Genomic DNA, 20,940 nt, shown 5'->3' with positions numbered 1-20,940 from the left:
GCTGGTCTTTCATCTCCAGGGCCGGTCATAGGCGCCCAGGGTGTGCTGCTGGCCTTCGGCCCAGCGCGCAAGTTCGCTTTGCCATGCCGGCGCCACGACAAAACGGTTGCCTTCGGCCAAGCTGTCCAGGGCTTGACGCCAGACCCTCGTCACGCTGGCCACATAGCTGGGGCTGCGCTGCCTACCTTCGATCTTGATGGCCTTCACGCCGCTGGCTGCAAGTTGTGGCAGGAGCGCCAGGGTGTTCAAACTGGTCGGCTCTTCGAGCGCGTAATCGTGCTTCAGTGCAGTGCCTACATCGAAGCGCCCCTTGCAAAGGGTCGGGTAGGCGCGGCCTTCCTCCGGGCCATAGCGGTCGATCAACACGCCGCCCAGACGCGCCTCCACACCAGATGCTGTATCACGCCACTGCACTTCCGAGGGTGGTGAGCACACACCCGCGGTATTGGGTGACTGGCCGGTCGCGTAGGAGGAGAGGGCGCAGCGCCCTTCCACCATGACACACAGGCTGCCAAAGCCGAAGACCTCGATTTCCACCGTCGTGTTGCGTATGACGTGCTGCACCTGTTGCAGCGTCAGCACGCGCGGCAGCACCGCGCGTTGGATGCCGTAGCGCTGGCGGTAGTACTCAATGGCCTCGTAGCTGGTCGCTGAAGCTTGAACGGAGAGATGCAAGCGCAGCCCCGGGTGCTCGTCCCGCGCGTACGCCATCACAGCGGTGTCTGCCACGATCAAGGCATCGGCACCCAGCGTGGCGGCAGCATCCACCGCCTGCTTCCAGGGACTTTCGTCGCGCGCATCGGCGTAGGTGTTAAGTGCCATCAGCACCTGTCGGCCACGGGCGTGGGCATACGCAACGCCCTCGCGAACCTGCGCATCATCAAAGTTCAGGCCTGCAAAGTTGCGGGCATTGGTGGCGTTCTTTAGCCCGAGGTAAACGGCATCTGCCCCGGCATCTACAGCGAGCTTCAGGGCGCGCAGAGACCCTGCCGGGCAAACGAGGTGTGGAACCGATTCGATAGTTGACATGAGCCCAGTGGATGGCCAGCGAAGCGTCGTAATCTAGAACTGAGTCAATGGCATGGTTTTGCCTTGACGCAAAGACGCAGGCCCTTGGGGCGCTGTGACTGATCGGTCCTGACGACTGCGGCCATCTTTTTGGACTGGTGAGGGTTGGCTTGCGGTGGATTGCCGCACTGCGGCCCAGCGTGCACTACCCGTTGCTTCAATTCCTGAAATCACTGCGCACAGAGAAACGTAAACGTGTATCATGGTAAGTATTGGATTACTTACATACGTAGTCAGCGAAAGCCCTCAACATGCAGACCAGATTGCCCACCGAGCAGCGCCAGGCGGAAATCGTCATGGCTGCGTTGAATCTCGCCCGGGACATCAGTCCAGCGGCAATCACCACCGGTGACATTGCCAGCGCCGTTGGTGTCACGCAGGGCGCCTTGTTCAAGCATTTCCCGACCAAGGACGCGATCTGGCTGGCGGCAATGAAGTGGGTGCGCGAGCATTTGCTGCTTGAGCTGGAGCAAGCCGTGCGGGCAACATGCCCGGGCGCGCTCGCTCTCGAAGCGGCGTTCCATGCCCACGTGGCATTCGTGATCGCCCATCCCGGCGTCCCTAGGGTCATTTTTCACGAGCTGCAGCGGCCCGCAGACTCTCCCATAAAAGCGGAAGTCAGGGCGCTGCTGCAGGCCTATCGACAGCTGCTGCTAGAGCATTTCAATGCAGGAAAGAAGTCGGGAGCGTTGCCGACGAGGCTGGACTCTGAAGCCGCCTCTACGCTCTTTGTTGGCATCGTCCAAGGTCTGGTCATGCAATCGATGCTGGCGGGCAAAGCTTCAGTGATGAAGGCGCAAGCTGAAGCTGTGTTCAACCTGTACCTTCGCGGCATTCAGGCGGCGGCATGAAGTTTCCATCAAACTGGTCGCGCCGGCTCGGTCTGAGCCTGCTGGGGGTGATTCTCATCGCTGCACTCGGCTATGTGGTCATGCGATCAGGCCCATTGGCGCCTGTCCGCGTGACAGTGAACCATGTCACCGCCGGCAGCCTGTCGCCATCTCTATTTGGCATCGGCACTGTTGAGGCTCGCCGCGCTTACCTGATCGGCCCGACCACGGCTGGACGGGTCAGCAAGGTACTGGTCGATGTCGGTGATGCGGTCGAGGCGGGCCAACTACTGGCCGAGATGGATCCGGTTGACCTAGAAGAGCGCGTCAAGGCCTTGGACGCGTCGATCGCACGTGCAGCGCACGTGGTCGCTGCGGCGCAAGCGCAGCGACACGACGCTCAGGCACGCAGCGAGCTCGCGACTGTGATGGCTCGCCGTTCTGTCGAACTAGGCGCACAGAACTTCATGAGCGCTGGCGCTGTCGAGGCCAAGCAGCAGGAGCAAGCCTCGGCCGAAGCTGCGTCGGCAGCCGCTGACGCGAACCTGGCCGCCGCGCGCCAGGACACCCAGCGTCTGGCGGCAGAACGCGCCGCCCTGCGTCAGCAGCGCGAGAACGTGCGATTGCTCGCGCCTGCACAAGGCGTCGTAGTCAGTCGTGACGCCGAGGTGGGATCGACCGTGGTTGCTGGACAGGCCGTTTTGCGTCTCATCGAGCCCTCGTCCCTCTGGATTCGGGTACGGCTGGACCAGGGGCGCTCGGCTGGTCTGCGCACTGAGCTGCCGGCGTGGGTCGTGCTGCGCTCCGATCCGTCGACGCGCCTGTCCGGCAAAGTGGCCAGAGTCGAGAGCAGCAGCGACAGCGTTACTGAAGAGCGCGTGGCCTTGGTGTCGCTGGACACACTACCTCGCGGTCTGTCTGCCGGCGAGATGGCCGAGGTCACCTTGACGCTGCCTGCCACAGCCGAAACCTTGTTGCTGCCGAATCCTGCGATTCAACGCCGAGCCGATCAGGTCGGTGTGTGGCGACTTGAGGGCAGCCAGCCGAAGTTCACGCCTGTGCGTCTTGGATTGACCAGCCTTGATGGGCGAGTGCAGGTGCTTGAAGGCCTCAAGGCTGGTGACGAGGTGGTCGTCCACAGCGAGAAGACGCTCACACAGAGCACTCGCGTCAAGGTCGTCGATCAGCTCCGCGGCAGCACGCCATGATCAGCTTGGCCGGCCGCGACATACTCCACTCCTGGGGAAAGTTCGTGCTTACAGGGGGCGGCCTGGGGCTGCTGATCGGCGTGACGTTGACAATGGCAGGGGTCTACCGTGGCATGGTCGATGACGCACGTGCATTACTCGACAACAGCGGAGCCGATCTTTGGGTGGTGCAGCAGGGCACGCAAGGGCCATACGCGGAGTCGTCGAGCTTGCGCGATGACGTGGTGCGCAGTGTGCTGGGCCTACCGGGCGTGGCGCGAGCCGCAAATGTCACCTACTTGACGATGCAGGTGCGCGAAGGCGCAAGCCCAATGCGCGTCGAAGCCCGAGAGGTGCGCGCGATGATTGTCGGGTTCGAGCCGGGCCAACCGGGGGAGCCCGGCTACCTGGTGGCCGGCCGCCACATCACGCGCGGCCATTACGAGGCAGTGGTCGACGTGCGGACCGGCTACAAGCTGGGTCAGCTCATCCGGATCCGACGCCACGACTACATGGTGGTGGGTCTGACGCAGCGCATGGTGTCGTCGGGCGGTGACCCCATGGTTTTCATCCCGCTCAAGGATGCCCAGGAGGCACAGTTCCTGAAGGACAACGACGCTATCCTGAACGACCGCGCCCGCACCGCTGCAAACCCGGCGCTAAATCGGCCGGGGGTGCCCGGGCTGCTTGAGGCGATCCAGGCCTCGCAGGTCGCCAATCGCAATGTCAACACGGTACTGGTGCAAGTCCAGCCGGGTGTGTCAGCGCAGACCGTGGCCGAGCCGATCCGGCGCTGGAAGCATCTGGAGGCTTACACGCGCGTGCAGATGGAGGAGATCCTGGTCGCAAAGCTGATCGCCACCTCGGCGAAGCAGATCGGTATGTTCCTGGTCATTTTGGCCATCGTCAGTGCAGCGATCGTTGCCTTCATCATTTACACGATGACCTTGGGAAAGATCCGCGAAATCGCGGTGCTCAAGCTCATCGGCACCCGCAACCGAACCATCGCCGGCATGATCCTGCAGCAGGCACTTGGGCTGGGCCTGATCGGTTTCGTCGTCGGCAAGGTGTCCGCCACGTTCTGGGCGCCCATCTTCCCAAAGTATGTGCTGCTAGAAGTGAACGATGCACTGCTCGGGTTCGGCGCGGTGATGGTGATCTGCGCGCTGGCCAGCACGCTGGCGATCCGCGCGGCGCTCAAGGTCGATCCGGCTGCGGCCATCGGCGGGTGAAAGGGGCCAATGTGAGCGAAACCGGCATCCGCATAGAAGGTCTGCGCAAGCGTTACGGTGAAGGCGACACGGCGGTTGACGCGCTGAAAGACGTCAATATGGTCGTAGCGCCCGGCGAGGTCGTGGGACTGATCGGCCCCTCGGGCTCGGGCAAGAGCACCCTGCTGAAATGCCTGGGCGCCGTCATCGAGCCGACGGGGGGGCGCATGATCCTGGGCGGGCAGACCATTTATGACCATGGCTGGAAGATCCCCGACCTTCGAGCGTTGCGCCGCGACAGTATCGGCTTCGTGTTTCAAGCACCTTACTTGATTCCGTTCCTGGACGTCACCGACAACGTTGCCCTGTTGCCGATGCTGGCTGGTTGCTCGAACAGTGAGGCTCGCGCGCGAGCACTCGAACTGCTTGTGGCGCTGGATGTTGGGCACCGCGCCAAGGCGCAACCGTCCGAACTATCGGGCGGCGAACAGCAGCGTGTGTCGATCGCGCGGGCTCTGGCCAACCGGCCGCCGGTGATCCTCGCTGATGAGCCCACGGCTCCTCTGGACAGTGAGCGGGCCTTGGCGGTTACTCGCATCCTCAACCAGATGGCGACGCAGTTCCATACCGCCATCATCGTGGTGACGCACGATGAGAAGATCATCCCCACCTTCAAGCGGATTTATCAAATCCGGGACGGCCGAACTGACGAAGAGGCTGGGCAAGGGCTGAGCCTTTGATCAGGATTGCCCTGATGAGCCCAAATATCGCGCGTGGAGACGTCCTAGCGAGACCTGCAAGTAAAAGCTGCGAGTGAAAACCGCAGACCGTGCGCTTTGATCTGTTGTCGGGCATGGGCGCCTGCGTTGAACCAGCCTACAACGCAAGCCTCTAGGCGTGGCGCGACGGCGGCCGAGACCGGTTGGAAGTAGACGCGGCTGACCATACCAGGTGGCCAAATGGTTCAGGGCTCTTGCTTAGGCCGCATATGTCTCCCAGGCGGTTCCTCGACGGCCCGGAGCTTAGCCGAGGACCGCACGTTAGCGACGGACGTCCGGACACGATGATAGCCAGCTTGAGTTCCTGCCAAGGTTGTGTGAGAGCGAGAACCTGGCAGGCCATCTGTGATGGTCCGGTTCCAAGAAATCGACTTCTATCGGGGGCGCCATGCCTCGTCAATTTCGTTGAAGATCGGACTCACGCCATCGTGCACCGGAGTCAGGCTGTACGGGCCTGTTCCGCTGTGCTCTGAACTTGATGCCGGTACGAAGCGACCCTGATGCACGTCGAAGACGTTCACCTCTCCGGCCTCGATCACATAGTGCCAGCCGTGCAGGGCCAACTCTCCGCGTTCGACGCGCGAGCGCACCATCGGATAGTCCATCAGGCGTTCGAGTTGCAGCACAACCGAGCGCTCTTCCGTGCGGTGTAGCGCTTCGTCGCTGAGCTGCACGGGCAGGCAGGCCTCCCGGCCCAGTTCCAGCCAGGCCTTCAGGTTGCTGGCTTCGTCAGGCACCTCGCCATAGAGAGCACGGATGCCGCCACAATGGCTGTGGCCGCAGACGATGATGTGCTGCACATTCAGCGCCAGCACCGCATATTCGATTGCGGCTGCCGTGCCGTGGTGGCCGGCCGAGCCATCGTACGGGGGCACGAAAGCCGCGACATTACGCACCAGGAACAACTCCCCTGGGCCGGCGCCCGTGAGCATGTATGGAACCAGGCGTGAGTCCGAGCAGCCGATGAAGAGGGTGGTTGGGTGCTGTCCCTGCTCGACGAGGTCTTTGAAACGGTCCTGGTATTGCGGGAAGAAGTCCGTATTGAAACGCCGCAGGCGGGACAGCAGTTCGTCGGGCATTGCGGCCTCGGTTACTGCAGCAGCGGCGAGTCGGCGCCTTCGAGCGCCAAGCCTTCGATCTTGGCTGCACCGGCCAGCAGATTGAGGTACTGGCGCAGCGCCGTCACATAAGCCTGCTGGGCCAGCGTCTGGGCAATCGCGCCACGCACCGCTTCGAAGGGCTGCTGCACACCGGGTTGGCGTTCGTCGACCCGGACGATGTGGAAGCCGAAGCGGGTGCTGATCAGGCGCGGCAGCACGCCCACATGCGCATTCGCCTCGTCTTGAGCAAACAGCGCGGCGGCGAATTCCGGCGCGCAGTCCTCGCGGCCCAGCCAGCCCAGGGCGCCGCCTTCGGCGCCGCTGGGGCAGTTCGACTGCTCAGCGGCAGCGCGTGCGAAGTCTTCGCTGCTGCCGCAGCGCAGGCTCACCAGCAGTCCTTCGGCTCTGCGACGCAGGGCGTCCACGTCTACGCCGGGCGTGACGGCGAACAGGATGTGGCTGGCCAGCGTGCGCTCGCCCAGTTGATAGCGTGCCGCATGCGCTTCATAGAAGCGCTGGCAGGCGGCGTCGTCAGCTTGGGGTAGCTGCAACTCCCTGGCCAACAGCTTTTCAATGGCCTGGGAGGCCGCTTCGCTGAGCACGCCATCCAGCGCCGGCAGGTCGCCCACCGCCAGAAGCCCTGAGCGCTGCGCAGTCTGGCGGAGCAACTCGCTGTAGGCGCGCTGTCGCAGCGCTTCAGGGTCGGGCGACTCGCCAGCGCCGTGCAGAGGCACGCCGTTGACTGTCGCGAGCACTGAGGCAGCAGCCTCCTCCATCAGCGCTGTGGCGGTGTCGCTGCTTTGGCTCGATCCGCCGCAACCGCAACTGCCGCTTCCGCATCCACCTTGTTGTCCCATGATGAGCTCCTTATTTTTCTTAGCGTTGCGATTGCGTGTGATTGGCGGGCAGATTGATTCGCCGGCTGCGCACCATCTGGTAGGGGCGGACGATGTAGGCCAACGTGCCGAAGCCGCTCCACACATGCACCAGACGGGTGAAGGGGAAGACCAGGAAGATGCTCATGCCCAGGAACATGTGCAGCTTGAAGATCCAGCCGGCTTCCGCCAGCAGTTCCACCGCGCCACCGCGGAAGGTGACGATGCGCTGCGCCCACTCGGCCAGCTTCATCATCATGCCGCCGTCCAGATGCTGGGCCGACAGCGGGATGGTGGCCAGGCCCAGGGCCAGCTGCAGCCACAGCAGCAGCAGCAGCACGATGTCGCTAGTCTTTGAGTTGCGGCGGATGCGCTCGTCCGACAGGCGACGGTGCAGCAGCAGGCTGACACCGATGAAGCCCAACACGCCAGCGACGCCGCCCACAATCATCGCCATCAGCTGCTTGGCGCCGGCGCTCATGAAGGGCTCGTAAACGAAGTGCGGCGTCAGCATGCCGACGGTATGGCCGAAGAACAGCACCAGGATGCCGACGTGGAACAGGTTGGAACCCCAGCGCAGCGAGCCGGCGCGCAGCAGCTGCGAGGAGTCGCTCTTCCAGCTGTACTGGTCGCGGTCGAAGCGGATCAAGCTGCCGAGCAGGAACACGGCCAGGCAGATGTAGGGATAGAGACCGAACAAGGCAAAATTGAGCGAGTTCATGGACGCACTCCTTGGGAAGCTGCGGAAGACGCGGTCTTCCTGACAATGTAGATGGGCTGCGGCGCGCCGGGCTTGCTCTGGCCCTTGCTGGAGCAGCCGTCGAAGGCGGCAGGCTCGAGCCAAGCCTCGTCCAGCGGCTCGTCAACGGTGATGCTGACGGCCTGCGGTTTCTCGCCGGCCAGCTCCAGCACCGCACCGATGGCAGCGGCATAGGGCAGGTTGTCGCGCTTGATCAAGGCGCTGTGGATGGCATTGAGGATGTGCGCCATCTCGGCCAGAAATTCGCGCGCCACTGCCGGCGGCTGCGTGGAGGCGAACTCCAGCACCACAGGCAGGTAGTCGGGCAGCTCCTTCGCATCGAAGAAGACGCCCGCCTGCTCGTAGGTCTTGGCCAGGTCAACCAAGGCAGGCCCTCGCTCGCGCGAGTCGCCGTGCACATGCTCGAACATGTGCAGGCTGGTGGCACGGCCGCGGTCGAAGCTCTCGACATAACGAGCCTGCACCGCGTAACTCTCGCCGCGTGCGAGCACTGCAGCCAGTGCATCCAGTTCGGCCAGCCGCGCCGGGCTCAATGCGCTTTCCTGGTGCAGGGCTTCGCGCAACTCGGGCAGCACAGCCAGCATTTCGTCGCTGGGATAGTCGAGCAGGCGCGCCAGCACGCGGCAACTGAGCGAGATCGGGTGGTTCTTTGAACTCATCATGATTCTCCTCAGACCGTGGTCTTGATCGGGATGGTGCGCTTCTTGGCGCCGCCGAACAGGCTGGTCTCGGTCTGCCCGTCCGAGCAACCGTTGCCGAAGCTGAAGCCGCAGCCGCCGCGCAGGTCGTAGGCGTTTTCGGCGTATTCGCGGTGCGTGGTCGGGATGACGAAGCGGTCCTCGTAGTTGGCGATGGCCATGGTCTGGTACATGTCCTCGACTTCGTTCTTCAAGAGACCCACCTGGTCCAGCACCGTCTTGTCCTCGACGCCGTCCACATGCTTGCCGCGCTGGTAGGCGCGCATCGCCAGCATGCGCTCCAGCGCCCGCTCCACCGGCTTCACGTCGCCGGCGGTGAGCATGTTCGCCAGGTACTGCACGGGGATGCGCAGCTGCTTGACGTCCGGGATCTGGCCGTTCACGCCGATATGGCCGGCGTTGGCGGCCGAGCTGATCGGCGACAGCGGCGGCACATACCAGACCATCGGCAGCGTGCGGTACTCGGGGTGCAGCGGCAGGGCCACCTTCCAGTCCACCGCCATCTTGTAGACCGGGCTCTTGCGGGCCGACTCCAGCCAGGCTTCAGGAATACCATCCCTGCGGGCCTGCTCGATTACGCGCGGGTCGTTCGGATCAAGGAAGATGTCAAGCTGGGCCTGATAGAGGTCCTTGTCGTCCTTGACGCTGGCGGCCTCCTGGATGCGGTCGGCGTCATACAGCAGCACGCCCAGATAGCGGATGCGACCGACGCAGGTTTCCGAGCACACGGTCGGCTGGCCGGCCTCGATGCGCGGATAGCAGAAGATGCACTTCTCGGCCTTGCCGCTCTGCCAGTTGTAATAGATCTTCTTGTAGGGGCAGCCCGAGACGCACATGCGCCAGCCGCGGCACTTGTCCTGGTCGATCAGCACGATGCCGTCTTCCTCGCGCTTGTAGATCGAGCCCGAGGGGCACGATGCCACGCACGCCGGATTCAGACAGTGTTCGCACAGCCTGGGCAGGTACATCATGAAAGTGTTTTCGAACTGACCGTAGATGTCCTTTTGGACGTTCTCGAAGTTCGCATCCTTGCTGCGCTTGGCGAACTCGCCGCCCAGGATCTCTTCCCAGTTCGGGCCCCACTCGATCTTCTGCATGCGCTGGCCAGTGATCAGGCTGCGCGGTCGCGCAGTGGGTGCGGCCTTGGATTTCGGCGCAGACTGCAGATGGTCGTAGTCGAAGGTGAAGGGCTCGTAGTAGTCGTCGATCTGCGGGAGGTGAGGGTTGGCGAAGATGCGCATCAACAGCTTCCACTTGCCCCCCTGCCGCGGCTCAATCTCACCATTGGCCTTGCGGATCCAGCCACCATGCCACTTGTCCTGGTTCTCCCACTCCTTGGGATAGCCGATGCCGGGTTTGGACTCGACGTTGTTGAACCAAGCGTATTCCATGCCCGGACGGTTGGTCCAGACGTTCTTGCAGGTGACTGAACAAGTGTGGCAGCCGATGCACTTGTCCAAGTTCAGCACCATGCCGATTTGCGCGCGGACTTTCATGCGTGTGCTCCTTGATTTGCGCTTTCCTCATCCATCCAATCCACTTTGGCCATCTTGCGCACCAGCACGAACTCGTCGCGGTTGGTGCCGATGGTGCCGTAGTAGTTGAAGCCGTAGCTCAGCTGCGCGTAGCCACCGATCATGTGCGTGGGCTTGGTGACGATGCGGGTCACCGAGTTGTGGATGCCGCCGCGCGTGCCGGTGATCTCGGATCCCGGGGTGTTGATGATCTTCTCCTGCGAGTGATACATCATCACCATGCCCGGATTGACCCGCTGGCTCACCACCGCGCGGGCCGCAATGGCGCCGTTGGCGTTGAACAGCTCGACCCAGTCGTTGTCGACAATGCCGGCCTTGGCCGCGTCGTCCTCGCTGAGCCAGATCACCGAGCCGCCACGATTCAGCGTCAGCATCATCAGGTTGTCGCTGTAGGTGCTGTGGATGCCCCACTTCTGGTGCGGCGTGATGAAGTTGAGCGCGATCTCCTTGTTGCCATTGCTCTTGATGCCCTGCACCTCGACCAGGGTCTTCAAGTCCACCGGCGGGCGGTAGCTGCTGAAGCCCTCGCCGAAGGCCTGCATCCAGGGGTGGTCCTGGTAGAACTGCTGGCGGCCCGTCAGCGTGCGCCATGGAATCAGTTCATGCACATTGGTGTAGCCGGCGTTGTACGAGACCTTCTCGCTCTCCAGACCTGACCAGGTCGGCGAGCTGATGATCTTGCGCGGCTGCGACTGGATGTCGCGGAAGCGGATCTTCTCGTCCTCGCGGTGAAGCGCCAGATGGGTATGGTCCCGCCCGGTCTGCTTGCCCAGAGCCTCCCAGGCCTTCACGGCCACGTGGCCGTTTGTCTCGGGAGCCAGTTGCAGCACCACTTCGGTCGCGTCAATGTCCGTCTCGATCTTGGGCATGCCTTGCGTGACGCCTTCGTCACGCACCAGGCCGTTCAAGTCGCCAAGTTGCTCGACCTCGGTCTTGGTGTCCCAGCCGATGCCCTTGCCGCCATTGCCCACCTTGTTCATCAAGGGGCCAAGGGCGGTGAAGCGTTTGTAGAGGTTGGGGTAGTCGCGCTCGACCACCGCGATCTGCGGCGCGGTCTTGCCGGGGATCAGCTCGCACTCACCCTTCTTCCATTCGGACACGCCGAAGGGCTGGGCCAGCTCGGCCGGGCTGTCGTGCATCAGCGGCGTCAGCACGATCTCCTTTTCGACACCGAGATGGCCGACACACAGCTCGCTGAATTTCTTGGCGAAGCCCTTGTAGATCTCCCAATCGCTGCGCGCCTGCCAGGCCGGATCCACCGCCGTGGATAGCGGGTGGATGAAGGGATGCATATCGCTGGTGTTGAGGTCGTTCTTCTCGTACCAGGTGGCGGTGGGCAGCACGATGTCCGAGTACAGACAGGTGGTGCTCATGCGGAAGTCCAGCGTCACCAGCAGGTCCAGCTTTCCTTCCGGCGCCTTGTCGTGCCATTCCACTTCCTGCGGCTTGGCGTCGTCCTTGCCGAGGTCCTTGCCCTGCACGCCATTGGTGGTGCCCAGCAGGTGCTTGAGGAAGTACTCATGTCCCTTGCCCGAACTGCCCAGGATGTTGGAGCGCCAGACGAACATATTGCGCGGCCAGTTGGCCGGGTGGTCCGGGTCTTCGCAACTCATGCGCAGCGAGCCGTCCTTGAGGCCCTTGACCGCATAGTCCTTGGCGTCCATGCCGGCGGCCTGTGCGTCCTTGACCACCTGCATCGGGTTGGTCTGCAGCTGCGGCGCCGAAGGCAGCCAGCCCATGCGCTCGGCGCGCACGTTGTAGTCGATCAGGCTGCCACCGAACTGGGCCTTGTCGGCCAGGGGCGAGAGCACCTCGGCGACGTCCAGCTTCTCGTAGCGCCACTGGTCGGTGTGGGCGTAGAAGAAGCTGGTGGAGTTCATCTGGCGCGGCGGGCGGATCCAGTCCAGCGCAAAGGCCAGCGCTGTCCAGCCGGTCTGCGGGCGCAGCTTCTCCTGGCCCACGTAATGCGCCCAGCCGCCACCCGATTGGCCGATGCAGCCGCACATCATCAGCATATTGATGATGCCGCGGTAGTTCATGTCGGCGTGGTACCAGTGGTTCATCGCCGCACCGATGATCACCATGGACTTTCCATGCGTCTTGTCGGCGTTGTCGGCGAACTGGCGCGCCACGGTGATGATCTGCTCGCGCTTCACACCGGTGATGCTCTCGGCCCAGGCCGGGGTGTAGGGCTTGTTGTCGTCGTAGCTGTTCGGCGCGTCATCGCCCAGACCACGGCTGATGCCGTACTGCGCCACCTGCAGGTCAAACACGGTGGCCACCAGCACTTCCTCGGCGTCTTCATGCTTGCCCAGCTTGAGGCTGACAGTCGGCACCCGGCGCGAGATCACGTCTTGCTGCTTGTTGCTCTTGAAGTTCGGTGTGTCGATTCCGCCGAAGTAGGGGAAGCCCACTTCGTCCACCTGATGTGCCTGGGCACCATCTTCGAGCACCGAGAGCTTGAGCTTCACATCGCCGTCGTGGATCGCTTCCTTGGACTCCAGATTCCATTTGCCCAGGTCGGGGCGCTCGCCCGCGCCCCAGCGGAAGCCGATCGAGCCGTTCGGTAGCACCACCTTGCCGCTGGCATCGAAGGCCACGGTCTTCCACTCGGGGTTGTTGTCCTGGCCCAGCTTGCCGCCGAAGTCGCTGGCGCGCAGATAGCGGTCAGGCACCAGCAGAGCGCGGCCGTCCGGTGTGGTCTGCTTCTTCAGCTTCACCAGCAGCGGCAGGTCGGTGTAGCGGCGCGCGTAGTCGTCGAAATACGTGGACCGCTTGTCGAAGTAGAACTCCTTCAGGATCACATGGCCCATGGCCATCGCGATCGCCGCATCGGTGCCCTGCTTGGGGTGCATCCAGATGTCGGCCAGCTTGGAGATCTCGGCGTAGTCGGGCGTGATCGCCACCGTCTTGGCGCCCTTGTAGCGCACCTCGGTGAAGAAGTGCGCGTCCGGTGTGCGCGTCTGCGGCACGTTGGAGCCCCAGGCGATGATGTAGTTACTGTTGTACCAATCGGCGCTCTCGGGCACGTCGGTCTGCTCGCCCCAGATCTGCGGGCTGGCCGGCGGCAGGTCGCAGTACCAGTCGTAGAAGCTCATGCAGACGCCGCCGAGCAAACTCAGGTAACGGCTGCCGGCGGCATAGCTGATCATCGACATGGCCGGAATCGGCGAGAAGCCGATCACGCGATCCGGCCCATGCTTCTTGACTGTGTAGATATTGGCGCTGGCGATGATCTCGTTGACCTCGTCCCAGCTGGAGCGCACAAAGCCGCCCAGGCCGCGGTCCTGCTGCCATTCGCGGCGCTGCTCCGTGTTCTCGACGATGTTTGCCCAGGCGTCCACCGGCGTCTTGGTCACAGCGCGCGCGGCGCGCCAGTGCTTGAGCAGCGAGCCACGCACCATCGGGTACTTGACGCGATTGGCACTGTAGAGATACCAGCTGTAGCTGGCCCCGCGGGCACAGCCACGCGGCTCATGGTTGGGCAGGTCCGGGCGGGTGCGCGGATAGTCGGTCTGCTGGGTTTCCCAGGTGACGATGCCACCCTTCACATAGATCTTCCACGAGCAGGAGCCCGTGCAGTTGGTGCCGTGGGTGGAGCGCACGATCTTGTCGTGTGCCCAGCGGGCCCGGTACGCGTCTTCCCAGGTTCGGTCTTCGCCCGTGGTGCGGCCGTGGCCGTCGGCGAAGTCCTCTTTCGGTTGAGCGAAGTAGCTCAGGCGGTCGAGAAAGTGACTCATGGTTTGCTTCCTTGTCTTCTCGGGTATCAGGGATTCTTCACGTACGCATTGGCACGCAGATAGAACCACCAGTTCAGGATCAGGCACACGGCGTAGAAGACCGCGAAGCCGTAGAAGGCGAATTGAGGTGTGCCGGCTTTGATTTGCTGGCCGATGAGCACCGGTGCGATGAAGGCGCCGTAGGCAGCCACTGCCGAGGTCCAGCCCAGCACCGGGCCAGCTTGCTGGCGGTCGAAGATGAAACCGACGCTGCGAAAGGTTGAGCCGTTGCCGATGCCGCTGGCGGCAAACAGCAGAACGAACAGGCCCATGAACAGCGGGAAGTGTTGTTCGGGTGTGGCCGAGCCGTAGGCCTGCATCATCACGTAGCCCACGGCTGCCGAGGCGAACACCATGATGGCCGAGATGATCTGGGTCACGATGGACCCGCCGACCTTGTCGGAAATCCAACCGCCGATGGGCCGCACTGCAGCGCCCACGAAGGGCCCGATCCAGGCGTAGGTCAGGGCCGATGGCGCGTGGGGATTCTTGACCGTGTGCTGCATCACGCCGGCTGCGTCAGGCGCGTGGATGAAGCCGAAGATCACCGTGATCGCCAGCGGCAGGGCCATCGAAAATCCGATAAAGCTGCCAAAGGTCACGACGTAGAGCGCCGTCATTGCCCAGGTGTGCTTGTTGCGAAAAATCTCGAACTGCTTGGCGACGTTTTCCTTCATCGTGCCGAAGGCAGCCAGCTTCATCACCAGCAGTGCAGCGATGATGTCCAGTGGGATCGCCACCCACATGTTCAGCAGGCCCAGGCCCGTGGGTGCTGGCAGGTAGAGGTAGAGCATCCCGATCGACGGGATGAAGGCCAGCGAGTAGAGGTAGACGATCTTCAGGAAAGCGCTGATCGGTGAACCGGCGGCGGCCGTCACCGTCTTCAGGTTGTTCATGCCGAACCAGCAAAGGATGGACAAGGGCACCAGCGAAAGCACCCATGCGAAGCCAGCGTTTTGAATCCACGTGGGCGTTCCGGCGGCAATCTTGCCGAAGATCCAGCCGCTGTCCTTCAAGAGTGACTTCGACTCACCGCCCAGCGCGCCGAACAGTCCGACCGTCATCACAAGAGGAATGACGATTTGCATGGTCGTCACGCCGAAGTTGCCCAGGCCCGCGTTCAGCCCCAGCGCCGTGCCCTGCAGACGCTTCGGAAAGAAGGTACTGATGTTGGACATCGACGAAGCGAAGTTGCCGCCGCCCACGCCTGACCAGAGTGCCATCAGCTGAAATACCCATAGCGGCCACTCGGGGTGCTGCAGCGCGAAGCCTGTACCGATGGCCGGTGCCAGCAGCATGGCCGTGGTCAGGAAGATGGTGTTGCGGCCGCCAGCCATGCGGATCAGGAAGCTGGCCGGAATGCGCATGGTCGCACCCGAAATGCCGGCGATGGCCGTGAGCGTGAACAACTCGGCCTGGCTGAAGGGAAAGCCCAGGTTGAGCATCTGCACGGTGATGATGCCCCACATGCCCCAGACCGCGAAGCCGCACAGCAGGGCGGGTATCGAGATCCATAGATTGCGGTAGGCGATCTTCTTGCCAGTGTTTTCCCAGAACTGCTCGTCCTCGGGGCGCCAGTCGGCGATATCGCCGGCGCCTTGCGGGCCGGACGTGCGGGCGCCGGCGGTGCTGGTATTCATGAGTGAAAACTCCGGTTGAGTTGCGTTGTTCAGCGCTGGAAGGAGCGGCTGAAGGGGCCTTCAGGCGCTTCCTTGCCCATCACGTGGGTCTTGCGGACTTCGGTCCAGTACATCCAGATCAGCGAGACCCAGACCACGCCGTACATCAGCATGAAAGCGCTGGAACGCACGCCGGTGAGGTCCATCAGGGCGCCAAACATGATGGGCAGCACGAAGCCGCCCAGTCCGCCGGCCAGGCCGACGATGCCGCTGATGGCGCCGATGTTCTGGCCATAGTCGTCGCTGATGTACTTGAAGACGCTGGCCTTGCCGAAGGCCCAGGCGATGCCGAGGATGAACATCAGGCCGGTGAAGGCATAGACATTCAAGCCGATGTGGAAGGTCTTGGCGCCGTTAACCGTCATCACGGTGAAGTCGGTCTGCGGGTAGGACAGCAGGAACAGGCAGATCCAGCTCACCCACATCACCCACCAGGTGACGCTGTGTGCGCCGTACTTGTCGCTCATCCAGCCGCCGATCGCGCGCAGCACGCCGCCGGGCAGCGAGAAGCAAGCCGCCAGCAGCGCGGCCACGCGAATGTCCAGGCCGTACTCGCCGACGTAGTACTGCACCATCCACAGGCTAAGCGCCACATAGCCGCCGAACACGATGCTGTAGTACTGGCAGTACTTCAGCACCTTGGGGTCCTTCAACGCCTGCAGCTGGCTCATGAAGCTCGCATTGCTGACCACCAGATGCTTGTCATCCGAGTGGCTGAAGAACCAGAACAGGATGGCAGTGCCCAGCAGCACTGCGGCATAGACATGCGGCACCATGGTCCAACCGAAAGCCACCACCAGCCCGGGGGCGACGAACTTGTTGACCGCCGCACCCGAGTTGCCGGCGCCGAACACACCCATCGCGAAGCCCTGGCGACTCTTCGGGAACCAGCGCGCCACATAAGGTGTGCCCACCGAGAAGCTGCCGCCGGCCAGGCCAACGAACAGGCCGATCACCAGAAAGTGCCAGTAGGCGGTGGCGTAGCTCATCATCCAGATCGGAATGACGCAGGCCAGCATCAGCGCGAAGAACACGATGCGGCCGCCGTACTTGTCGGTCCAGATGCCCAGTGGCACGCGGATCAGCGAGCCGGTCAGCACCGGCGTGGCGGTGAGCAGGCCGAACTCGGTGGCATTGAGGCCCAGCTGCTTCTTGATCGGGATGCCGATCACGCCGAACATCATCCACACCATGAAGCACACAGTGAAGGCCAGGGTGCTGACGATCAGCACCGAGAGGGCCTTGCCGGAACTCGAGCCGTTTGTCGTTGTTGGGTTGTTGGCGCTCATGAACGCACTCCGTTGTTGATGCGTTTACTTTAGGAAGTTAGCCGCCCGCGCAACATCCTCTTCTGGACCTGCAGGCCGCGCGGCAAAAGAACTAGCTCGCCACAGCTTGACTAGTACCAAAGAACTATTCAGGCGTTTGATGCGCAGGAGTTTGTTGCAGATCAAATCCACACAGGACTCCGCGATGTTCGACTGCGGCCTTCTGCATGCGCCATCAGCGCGCATTCCGTAACACCTATTGGGGTGCCCACATGACCGCTCAAGCCTTCGAATTGCCACGCAGTGCTGCTCGAGCCGCGCCACTTACGCTGTTGACGTCGCCGCCAGCGCCGCCGCCGGAGTGGATGGTGCGCGGGGAGCCGACGCCGGCCCCGGCACCGCCCATCAATGCGTATCGCGGAAGCGTGCGCGAGGCCATCGCGTCAGCATGCCGACCCTATGCGCTCAGCGACTGGTCGGTGGCCGAGATGGCAGCCTTGGGGCAGGGACATCGCTACCGGGCGCGAAGTCAGGTGCTGTCCGCCGGCGGCTTGCCGGCGAGCAGCCTTTGGTTGCTGGTGCGCGGGCGTATCAGCCTGGGCAAGCGAGACGCTGGCGGCCGTTGGTGGCAGAGTCAGGGCCTGAGCGCGGGCGAATGGATCGACGTGTCAAGCGCCTGGATGGGAGAAAGCCATCCAGAGACCGCGCTCGCATTGACCCCCGTGAGGGTGCATGAGTTTCCAGTCGAGGAGGTGGTGGGGCACTGCCTCAACGATGCAGCGCTGGTGCGCGTGCTGCTGGCTTGCGTGGCGGCCCAGGCGCGTGGCGCAACCTTGCAGAAGCAGGCGCTGCTGACCAAGGACACACGTGCGCGCCTGGCTGCCTGGCTGTTGGACTGTTGCCAGGCTCAGGGTTGCGACCACGGCCAGCAGTTCCTGCTGCGACAGCAAAAGAAGGATCTCGCCTCGCAGCTGGGCATCACGCCGGAAACACTTTCCCGCTGCTTGCGCCAGCTGCAGGAGCAAGGGCTGCTCGAGATGGACGGCTACCGGATGTGCCTCACAAACGTTGGCGAGATGCGCGAGCTCGCCGAGCGCGAGCCGCCTCGCTATATGCGCTGAGGAGCAGAGGCGCCGCCAGTGCCTTGATCGGGTCTCGCGTCGGTAGCGCGTTTTTTTTTGGCGCTCAGCGCAAGCGTTCACGGGTCAATTGCGGATGAGATCCAGACGCACCGCTACGGAGCAACAAGTGGGGGCAGTGCGCCGCACACCTTTCGATTGGGTCAGCCCGACCCAGCAGCTGATCGGGAGTTGGCAGTGGCCGGCCTATGCGCTTGCAAGCGCAGGGCATGGGCCAGCGCCGGCGACCGGACTTCGCTTAGCAGCTGGCGGAAGGGTGGCTCGTTTGCCTCGTCTGGGAATTCCGAAACCCGCCTGGAAGTCAGCCCATGCCCTGCTCGTTGCCCCAGACGGCGGCCTGCACGCGTGAGCTCAGATTGAGCTTGCGCAGGATGTGCTGCACATGAATCTTTACCGTGGGCTCGGCGATGCCCAGAATGCGGGCGATCTCCTTGTTGCTGGCGCCGCGCGTCAGCTGCTTGAGGATGTCAATCTCGCGGGGTGACAGCTGCGGGGCGTCCTTGTCTGGCTCCGGCTCCGGCTCCGGCTTGGCCGGGCTGGCCGCGCCGCCGGCATTGCGCAGCGCGTTCAGCAGCTTGTGGCTCATCTCCGGGCTGACCACCGACTCGCCGCGCATCGTGCGTATCAGCGCCGCGGCCAGGTCCTCGCCGTCGATGGTCTTCAGCAGATAGCCCTGGGCGCCATTGCGCAGCGCCGCGCTGAGGTCTTCCTCGTTCTCGCTGACGGTCAGCATCAGCACCCGCGACGCCGGCACCACCTGGCGCAGCGCCGGCAGCAGCGCCACGCCGGTGACGCCGGGCATGTGGTTGTCCAGCAGGATCAGATCGGGCTGCAGCGCCTCGGCGATACGCAGCGCATCGCTGCCATCGGCTGCCTCGCCCACCACCTTGACGCCGTCCTCCTGTCCCAGCAAGGAAATCAGGCCGCGGCGAAACAGCGTGTGGTCATCGACGACCAGGATGGTGATGAGCTCTTTCATGAGTACTGGGCACTTTGCAATGTCGGTTCTGTGGCCTGCAGTGAACTCAGCAGGGGTAGCGTCAGGCTGACAAGGGTACCGCCCTCCGGCGCGCGGCTGACCTGCAGTTGGGCACCAATGCGCTGGGCACGCTCCTGCATGATCTGCAGGCCCACATGGGTCTGCCCGCTGCCGACATCGGCAGGCTCGATGCCGCGCCCGTTATCGCGCACTTCGAAGCGCCAGCGCGGCAGCTGATCAACGCTGACGCTGACATGGTCGGCCTCGGCATGTTTGCGGACATTGGACAAGGCCTCCTGGATAATGTGCAGCACCTGCACCTGATGATCGGGTGGCAGGGGCAGGCCATCGCCCTGCAAGCGCAGATGGGTGCTCAAGCCGCTCTGACGCTCGAACTTGGCCAGCGTGCTGCGCAGCGCATGCTCGATGTCTTCATGCCCCGGCCGCGTGCGGAAGTGCACCAGCAACTCGCGCACGTTGGTGTAGCACTCCTTCACGCCCGCATCGATCTCGTCGAGGCTGCGCGCCACTTCCTCGGGCCGCTGCCGGGCCAAGGCGCCGCGCAGCAGCTGCACCTGGATCTTCAGGAAGGCCAGCACCTGGGCGATCGAATCGTGCAGCTCCTGCGCCAGCAGATTGCGCTCTTCGGACACCGCCATCTCGCGGTCGCGCGCGGCGAGCCGCACGTTGTCGACCTGGATAGCGAACTGGCCCACCAGCGCATCCAGAAGCAGGCGCTCAGCCTCGACCAGGCTGCGCTCGCTGTAGAAGAACAGTTCCACCTCGCCGAGCAAGCGGCTACCGGTCCGCATCGGCACCGAAATGATGCTTTGGTAGCCCGCCGCTTCGCAGTGCCTCAGCTTCGGGGTTTCAAGGCTGTGGATGGTGATGACCCGGGCGCCAGGCGCGCCGGGTGTGGCGTTGCCGCAGGCGCAGTCGCCCTTGCGCAGGCAGCGCTCGGCGTCGATCATGGATTGGGGCATGCGGTTCTGGCCCATCAGCAGCCAACGCTCCTCGTCCTGCGCGGCCAGGCGCACGGCGCTGGCGTCGGCCCGTGCGATGCGCGCCACCTTGGCCGCAAAGGAGTGCGACATCGATTCGAGGCTGGCATCCGCCTGCCCCGCCATCAGTGCCACGTCAAACAGCGCTTCCAGCCGCTCGTTCTGCTGGGCCAAATGGGCAGTCTTGTCCCGCACCTTGCCTTCGAGGTTCTGATGGGCCTCGTCCAAGGCAACCGCCATCTGGTTGAAGCCTTCGGCCAGGCTGCTGAACTCGACCACCGAACTGGTTTCGTCGACCCGCACCCCAAGCTTGCCGGCTGCCATCTGCAGCAGGCCATCGCGCAGGCGCTGCAGCGGCTGGACGATCCAGACATAGGTGCCCGAGACAAACACCACCGAGGCCGCCACCACCAGCACTACCAGGCTGAAACACAAGCCTCCCAGGATGGCAGTGCGTGCGGCGATGGTGCGTTCGATGGCGCCCACCAGCTGATCGATGGTGGCCACGAAGCTGTCGACCTGGGGCCGCAGTCCAGGTCCCGGAGCCTGCAGCGCAGCACGCAATGTGGGCCAATTCTGCTCCACATCGAGCAGCCGCTCGCTGCATTCCTCGGTGTCTGGCACGAACAGGGGCCGCTGCGAATCGCCGACGCGCAAGCGATGCACCATCGCGTCGAACTCCTGCAAATCGCGCTGCAAGGCGGCGGGCGTGGCATCAGCGTGCGACAGCACCATGCGATAGCTCAGCATGCGCATGCGCCCGGCCTCGTTGATCGCGCCAGCGCCGCCCTCCAGCTGCCATGACACCCATAGCGTGAAGGCGATCGAGGCCAGGGCAACCACGAGGAAGCCGGTCTGTATCAAGGCCAGCTTCCCTACGAGGCTGCGGAGGTGGTAGTAGCTCATAGTTCAATCTTATTCTCACGAAGGGGGCGGGCGGCTTGGTAGCAACGTGCCTCGACTCATGCTGGCTATCCAATACGCGCGCAGATTTGCGCCCGACAAGCGCTTGCTGCGTTGATGTCACGCAGTTAGCTCCGGAAAACGCTGCA

Annotated in this window: 16 protein-coding genes; 5 read left to right on the top strand and 11 right to left on the bottom strand. The window is 63.5% G+C overall.

Features of this window, described 5'->3' with window-relative positions:
- Window positions 1-9: 9 nt before the first annotated feature.
- Window positions 10-1,029, bottom strand: a complete 1,020-nt coding sequence (gene ubiU, locus V3596_RS01615; RefSeq protein WP_334275841.1) for a ubiquinone anaerobic biosynthesis protein UbiU — start codon at window positions 1,027-1,029, stop codon at window positions 10-12.
- A gap of 290 nt (window positions 1,030-1,319) precedes the next feature.
- Between ubiU and V3596_RS01610 the strand changes: the two genes are divergently transcribed.
- From V3596_RS01610 to V3596_RS01595, 4 genes are read left to right on the top strand one after another with little or no spacing between them, the layout of a single operon-like run.
- A complete protein-coding gene (locus tag V3596_RS01610) occupies window positions 1,320-1,919 on the top strand; it encodes a TetR/AcrR family transcriptional regulator (RefSeq protein WP_334275840.1) in 600 nt (199 codons plus the stop codon).
- Window positions 1,916-3,106 carry an efflux RND transporter periplasmic adaptor subunit gene (locus V3596_RS01605; RefSeq protein ID WP_334275839.1) on the top strand — a complete coding sequence of 397 codons (1,191 nt, stop codon included), beginning with the start codon at window positions 1,916-1,918 and terminating at the stop codon, window positions 3,104-3,106. Before V3596_RS01610 ends, V3596_RS01605 begins: the two co-directional genes overlap by 4 nt.
- Entirely contained in the window at window positions 3,103-4,317 is a 1,215-nt protein-coding gene (locus tag V3596_RS01600) for an ABC transporter permease (protein WP_334275838.1), read from the top strand. The genes V3596_RS01605 and V3596_RS01600 overlap by 4 nt, the downstream gene beginning before the upstream one ends.
- An 11-nt stretch (window positions 4,318-4,328) precedes the next feature.
- Window positions 4,329-5,036, top strand: coding sequence for an ABC transporter ATP-binding protein (locus V3596_RS01595; RefSeq protein ID WP_334275837.1), 708 nt, complete (start codon window positions 4,329-4,331; stop codon window positions 5,034-5,036).
- A 413-nt stretch (window positions 5,037-5,449) separates the two neighbouring features.
- Here the strand turns inward: V3596_RS01595 and V3596_RS01590 are convergent, their stop codons facing one another.
- The 8 genes from V3596_RS01590 to V3596_RS01555 are packed head-to-tail and all read right to left on the bottom strand — an operon-like array spanning window position 5,450 to window position 16,790.
- A complete protein-coding gene (locus V3596_RS01590) occupies window positions 5,450-6,154 on the bottom strand; it encodes a carbonic anhydrase (protein WP_334275836.1) in 705 nt (234 codons plus the stop codon).
- Between the two features lie 11 nt (window positions 6,155-6,165).
- On the bottom strand, window positions 6,166-7,032 hold the full coding sequence (locus V3596_RS01585; RefSeq protein WP_395385781.1) for a peptidylprolyl isomerase: 867 nt from the start codon (window positions 7,030-7,032) through the stop codon (window positions 6,166-6,168).
- 19 nt (window positions 7,033-7,051) lie between these two features.
- Entirely contained in the window at window positions 7,052-7,771 is a 720-nt protein-coding gene (gene narI, locus V3596_RS01580) for a respiratory nitrate reductase subunit gamma (RefSeq protein ID WP_334275834.1), read from the bottom strand.
- On the bottom strand, window positions 7,768-8,472 hold the full coding sequence (narJ, locus tag V3596_RS01575; RefSeq protein WP_395385782.1) for a nitrate reductase molybdenum cofactor assembly chaperone: 705 nt from the start codon (window positions 8,470-8,472) through the stop codon (window positions 7,768-7,770). The genes narI and narJ overlap by 4 nt, the downstream gene beginning before the upstream one ends.
- A gap of 8 nt (window positions 8,473-8,480) precedes the next feature.
- Window positions 8,481-10,004 (bottom strand): nitrate reductase subunit beta, encoded by a 1,524-nt coding sequence (gene narH / locus V3596_RS01570; protein WP_334275832.1) that lies wholly within the window; start codon window positions 10,002-10,004, stop codon window positions 8,481-8,483.
- Entirely contained in the window at window positions 10,001-13,783 is a 3,783-nt protein-coding gene (locus V3596_RS01565; RefSeq protein WP_334275830.1) for a nitrate reductase subunit alpha, read from the bottom strand. Before V3596_RS01565 ends, narH begins: the two co-directional genes overlap by 4 nt.
- A gap of 26 nt (window positions 13,784-13,809) precedes the next feature.
- Window positions 13,810-15,462: an MFS transporter gene (locus V3596_RS01560; RefSeq protein WP_334275829.1), complete on the bottom strand. Its 1,653-nt coding sequence runs from the start codon at window positions 15,460-15,462 to the stop codon at window positions 13,810-13,812.
- Between the two features lie 29 nt (window positions 15,463-15,491).
- The gene (locus tag V3596_RS01555) at window positions 15,492-16,790 is read right to left on the bottom strand and encodes an MFS transporter (RefSeq protein WP_334275828.1); all 1,299 of its coding nucleotides are present in this window, start codon (window positions 16,788-16,790) and stop codon (window positions 15,492-15,494) included.
- A 251-nt stretch (window positions 16,791-17,041) separates the two neighbouring features.
- On the opposite strand from V3596_RS01555, the gene V3596_RS01550 reads away from it, so the two are divergent.
- The gene (locus V3596_RS01550; protein WP_334275827.1) at window positions 17,042-17,890 is read left to right on the top strand and encodes a Crp/Fnr family transcriptional regulator; all 849 of its coding nucleotides are present in this window, start codon (window positions 17,042-17,044) and stop codon (window positions 17,888-17,890) included.
- 319 nt (window positions 17,891-18,209) lie between these two features.
- Here V3596_RS01550 and V3596_RS01545 read toward each other — a convergent pair whose 3' ends face one another.
- Window positions 18,210-18,887, bottom strand: a complete 678-nt coding sequence (locus V3596_RS01545) for a response regulator (protein ID WP_334275826.1) — start codon at window positions 18,885-18,887, stop codon at window positions 18,210-18,212.
- Entirely contained in the window at window positions 18,884-20,794 is a 1,911-nt protein-coding gene (locus V3596_RS01540; protein ID WP_334275825.1) for a type IV pili methyl-accepting chemotaxis transducer N-terminal domain-containing protein, read from the bottom strand. Before V3596_RS01540 ends, V3596_RS01545 begins: the two co-directional genes overlap by 4 nt.
- Between the last annotated feature and the right edge of the window lie 146 nt (window positions 20,795-20,940).

Origin of the sequence: Roseateles microcysteis, from assembly GCF_036880965.1 — a bacterium.
GTDB lineage: Bacteria > Pseudomonadota > Gammaproteobacteria > Burkholderiales > Burkholderiaceae_C > JAUASW01.
The sequence above is the reverse complement of the archived record's forward strand: the minus strand, read 5'-3'. Positions and strand labels throughout refer to the sequence as shown.

Bases quoted from the DNA above. Each gene is read 5' to 3' on its own strand.
- V3596_RS01585 (WP_395385781.1), bottom strand. From the start codon at position 7,032: ATGGGACAACAAGGTGGATGCGGAAGCGGCAGTTGCGGTTGCGGCGGA.
- V3596_RS01545 (WP_334275826.1), bottom strand. From the start codon at position 18,887: ATGAAAGAGCTCATCACCATCCTGGTCGTCGATGACCACACGCTGTTT.
- narH (WP_334275832.1), bottom strand. From the start codon at position 10,004: ATGAAAGTCCGCGCGCAAATCGGCATGGTGCTGAACTTGGACAAGTGC.
- V3596_RS01560 (WP_334275829.1), bottom strand. From the start codon at position 15,462: ATGAATACCAGCACCGCCGGCGCCCGCACGTCCGGCCCGCAAGGCGCC.
- V3596_RS01610 (WP_334275840.1), top strand. From the start codon at position 1,320: ATGCAGACCAGATTGCCCACCGAGCAGCGCCAGGCGGAAATCGTCATG.
- V3596_RS01565 (WP_334275830.1), bottom strand. From the start codon at position 13,783: ATGAGTCACTTTCTCGACCGCCTGAGCTACTTCGCTCAACCGAAAGAG.
- V3596_RS01555 (WP_334275828.1), bottom strand. From the start codon at position 16,790: ATGAGCGCCAACAACCCAACAACGACAAACGGCTCGAGTTCCGGCAAG.
- narI (WP_334275834.1), bottom strand. From the start codon at position 7,771: ATGAACTCGCTCAATTTTGCCTTGTTCGGTCTCTATCCCTACATCTGC.
- narJ (WP_395385782.1), bottom strand. From the start codon at position 8,472: ATGATGAGTTCAAAGAACCACCCGATCTCGCTCAGTTGCCGCGTGCTG.
- V3596_RS01600 (WP_334275838.1), top strand. From the start codon at position 3,103: ATGATCAGCTTGGCCGGCCGCGACATACTCCACTCCTGGGGAAAGTTC.
- V3596_RS01590 (WP_334275836.1), bottom strand. From the start codon at position 6,154: ATGCCCGACGAACTGCTGTCCCGCCTGCGGCGTTTCAATACGGACTTC.
- V3596_RS01550 (WP_334275827.1), top strand. From the start codon at position 17,042: ATGACCGCTCAAGCCTTCGAATTGCCACGCAGTGCTGCTCGAGCCGCG.
- V3596_RS01605 (WP_334275839.1), top strand. From the start codon at position 1,916: ATGAAGTTTCCATCAAACTGGTCGCGCCGGCTCGGTCTGAGCCTGCTG.
- ubiU (WP_334275841.1), bottom strand. From the start codon at position 1,029: ATGTCAACTATCGAATCGGTTCCACACCTCGTTTGCCCGGCAGGGTCT.
- V3596_RS01540 (WP_334275825.1), bottom strand. From the start codon at position 20,794: ATGAGCTACTACCACCTCCGCAGCCTCGTAGGGAAGCTGGCCTTGATA.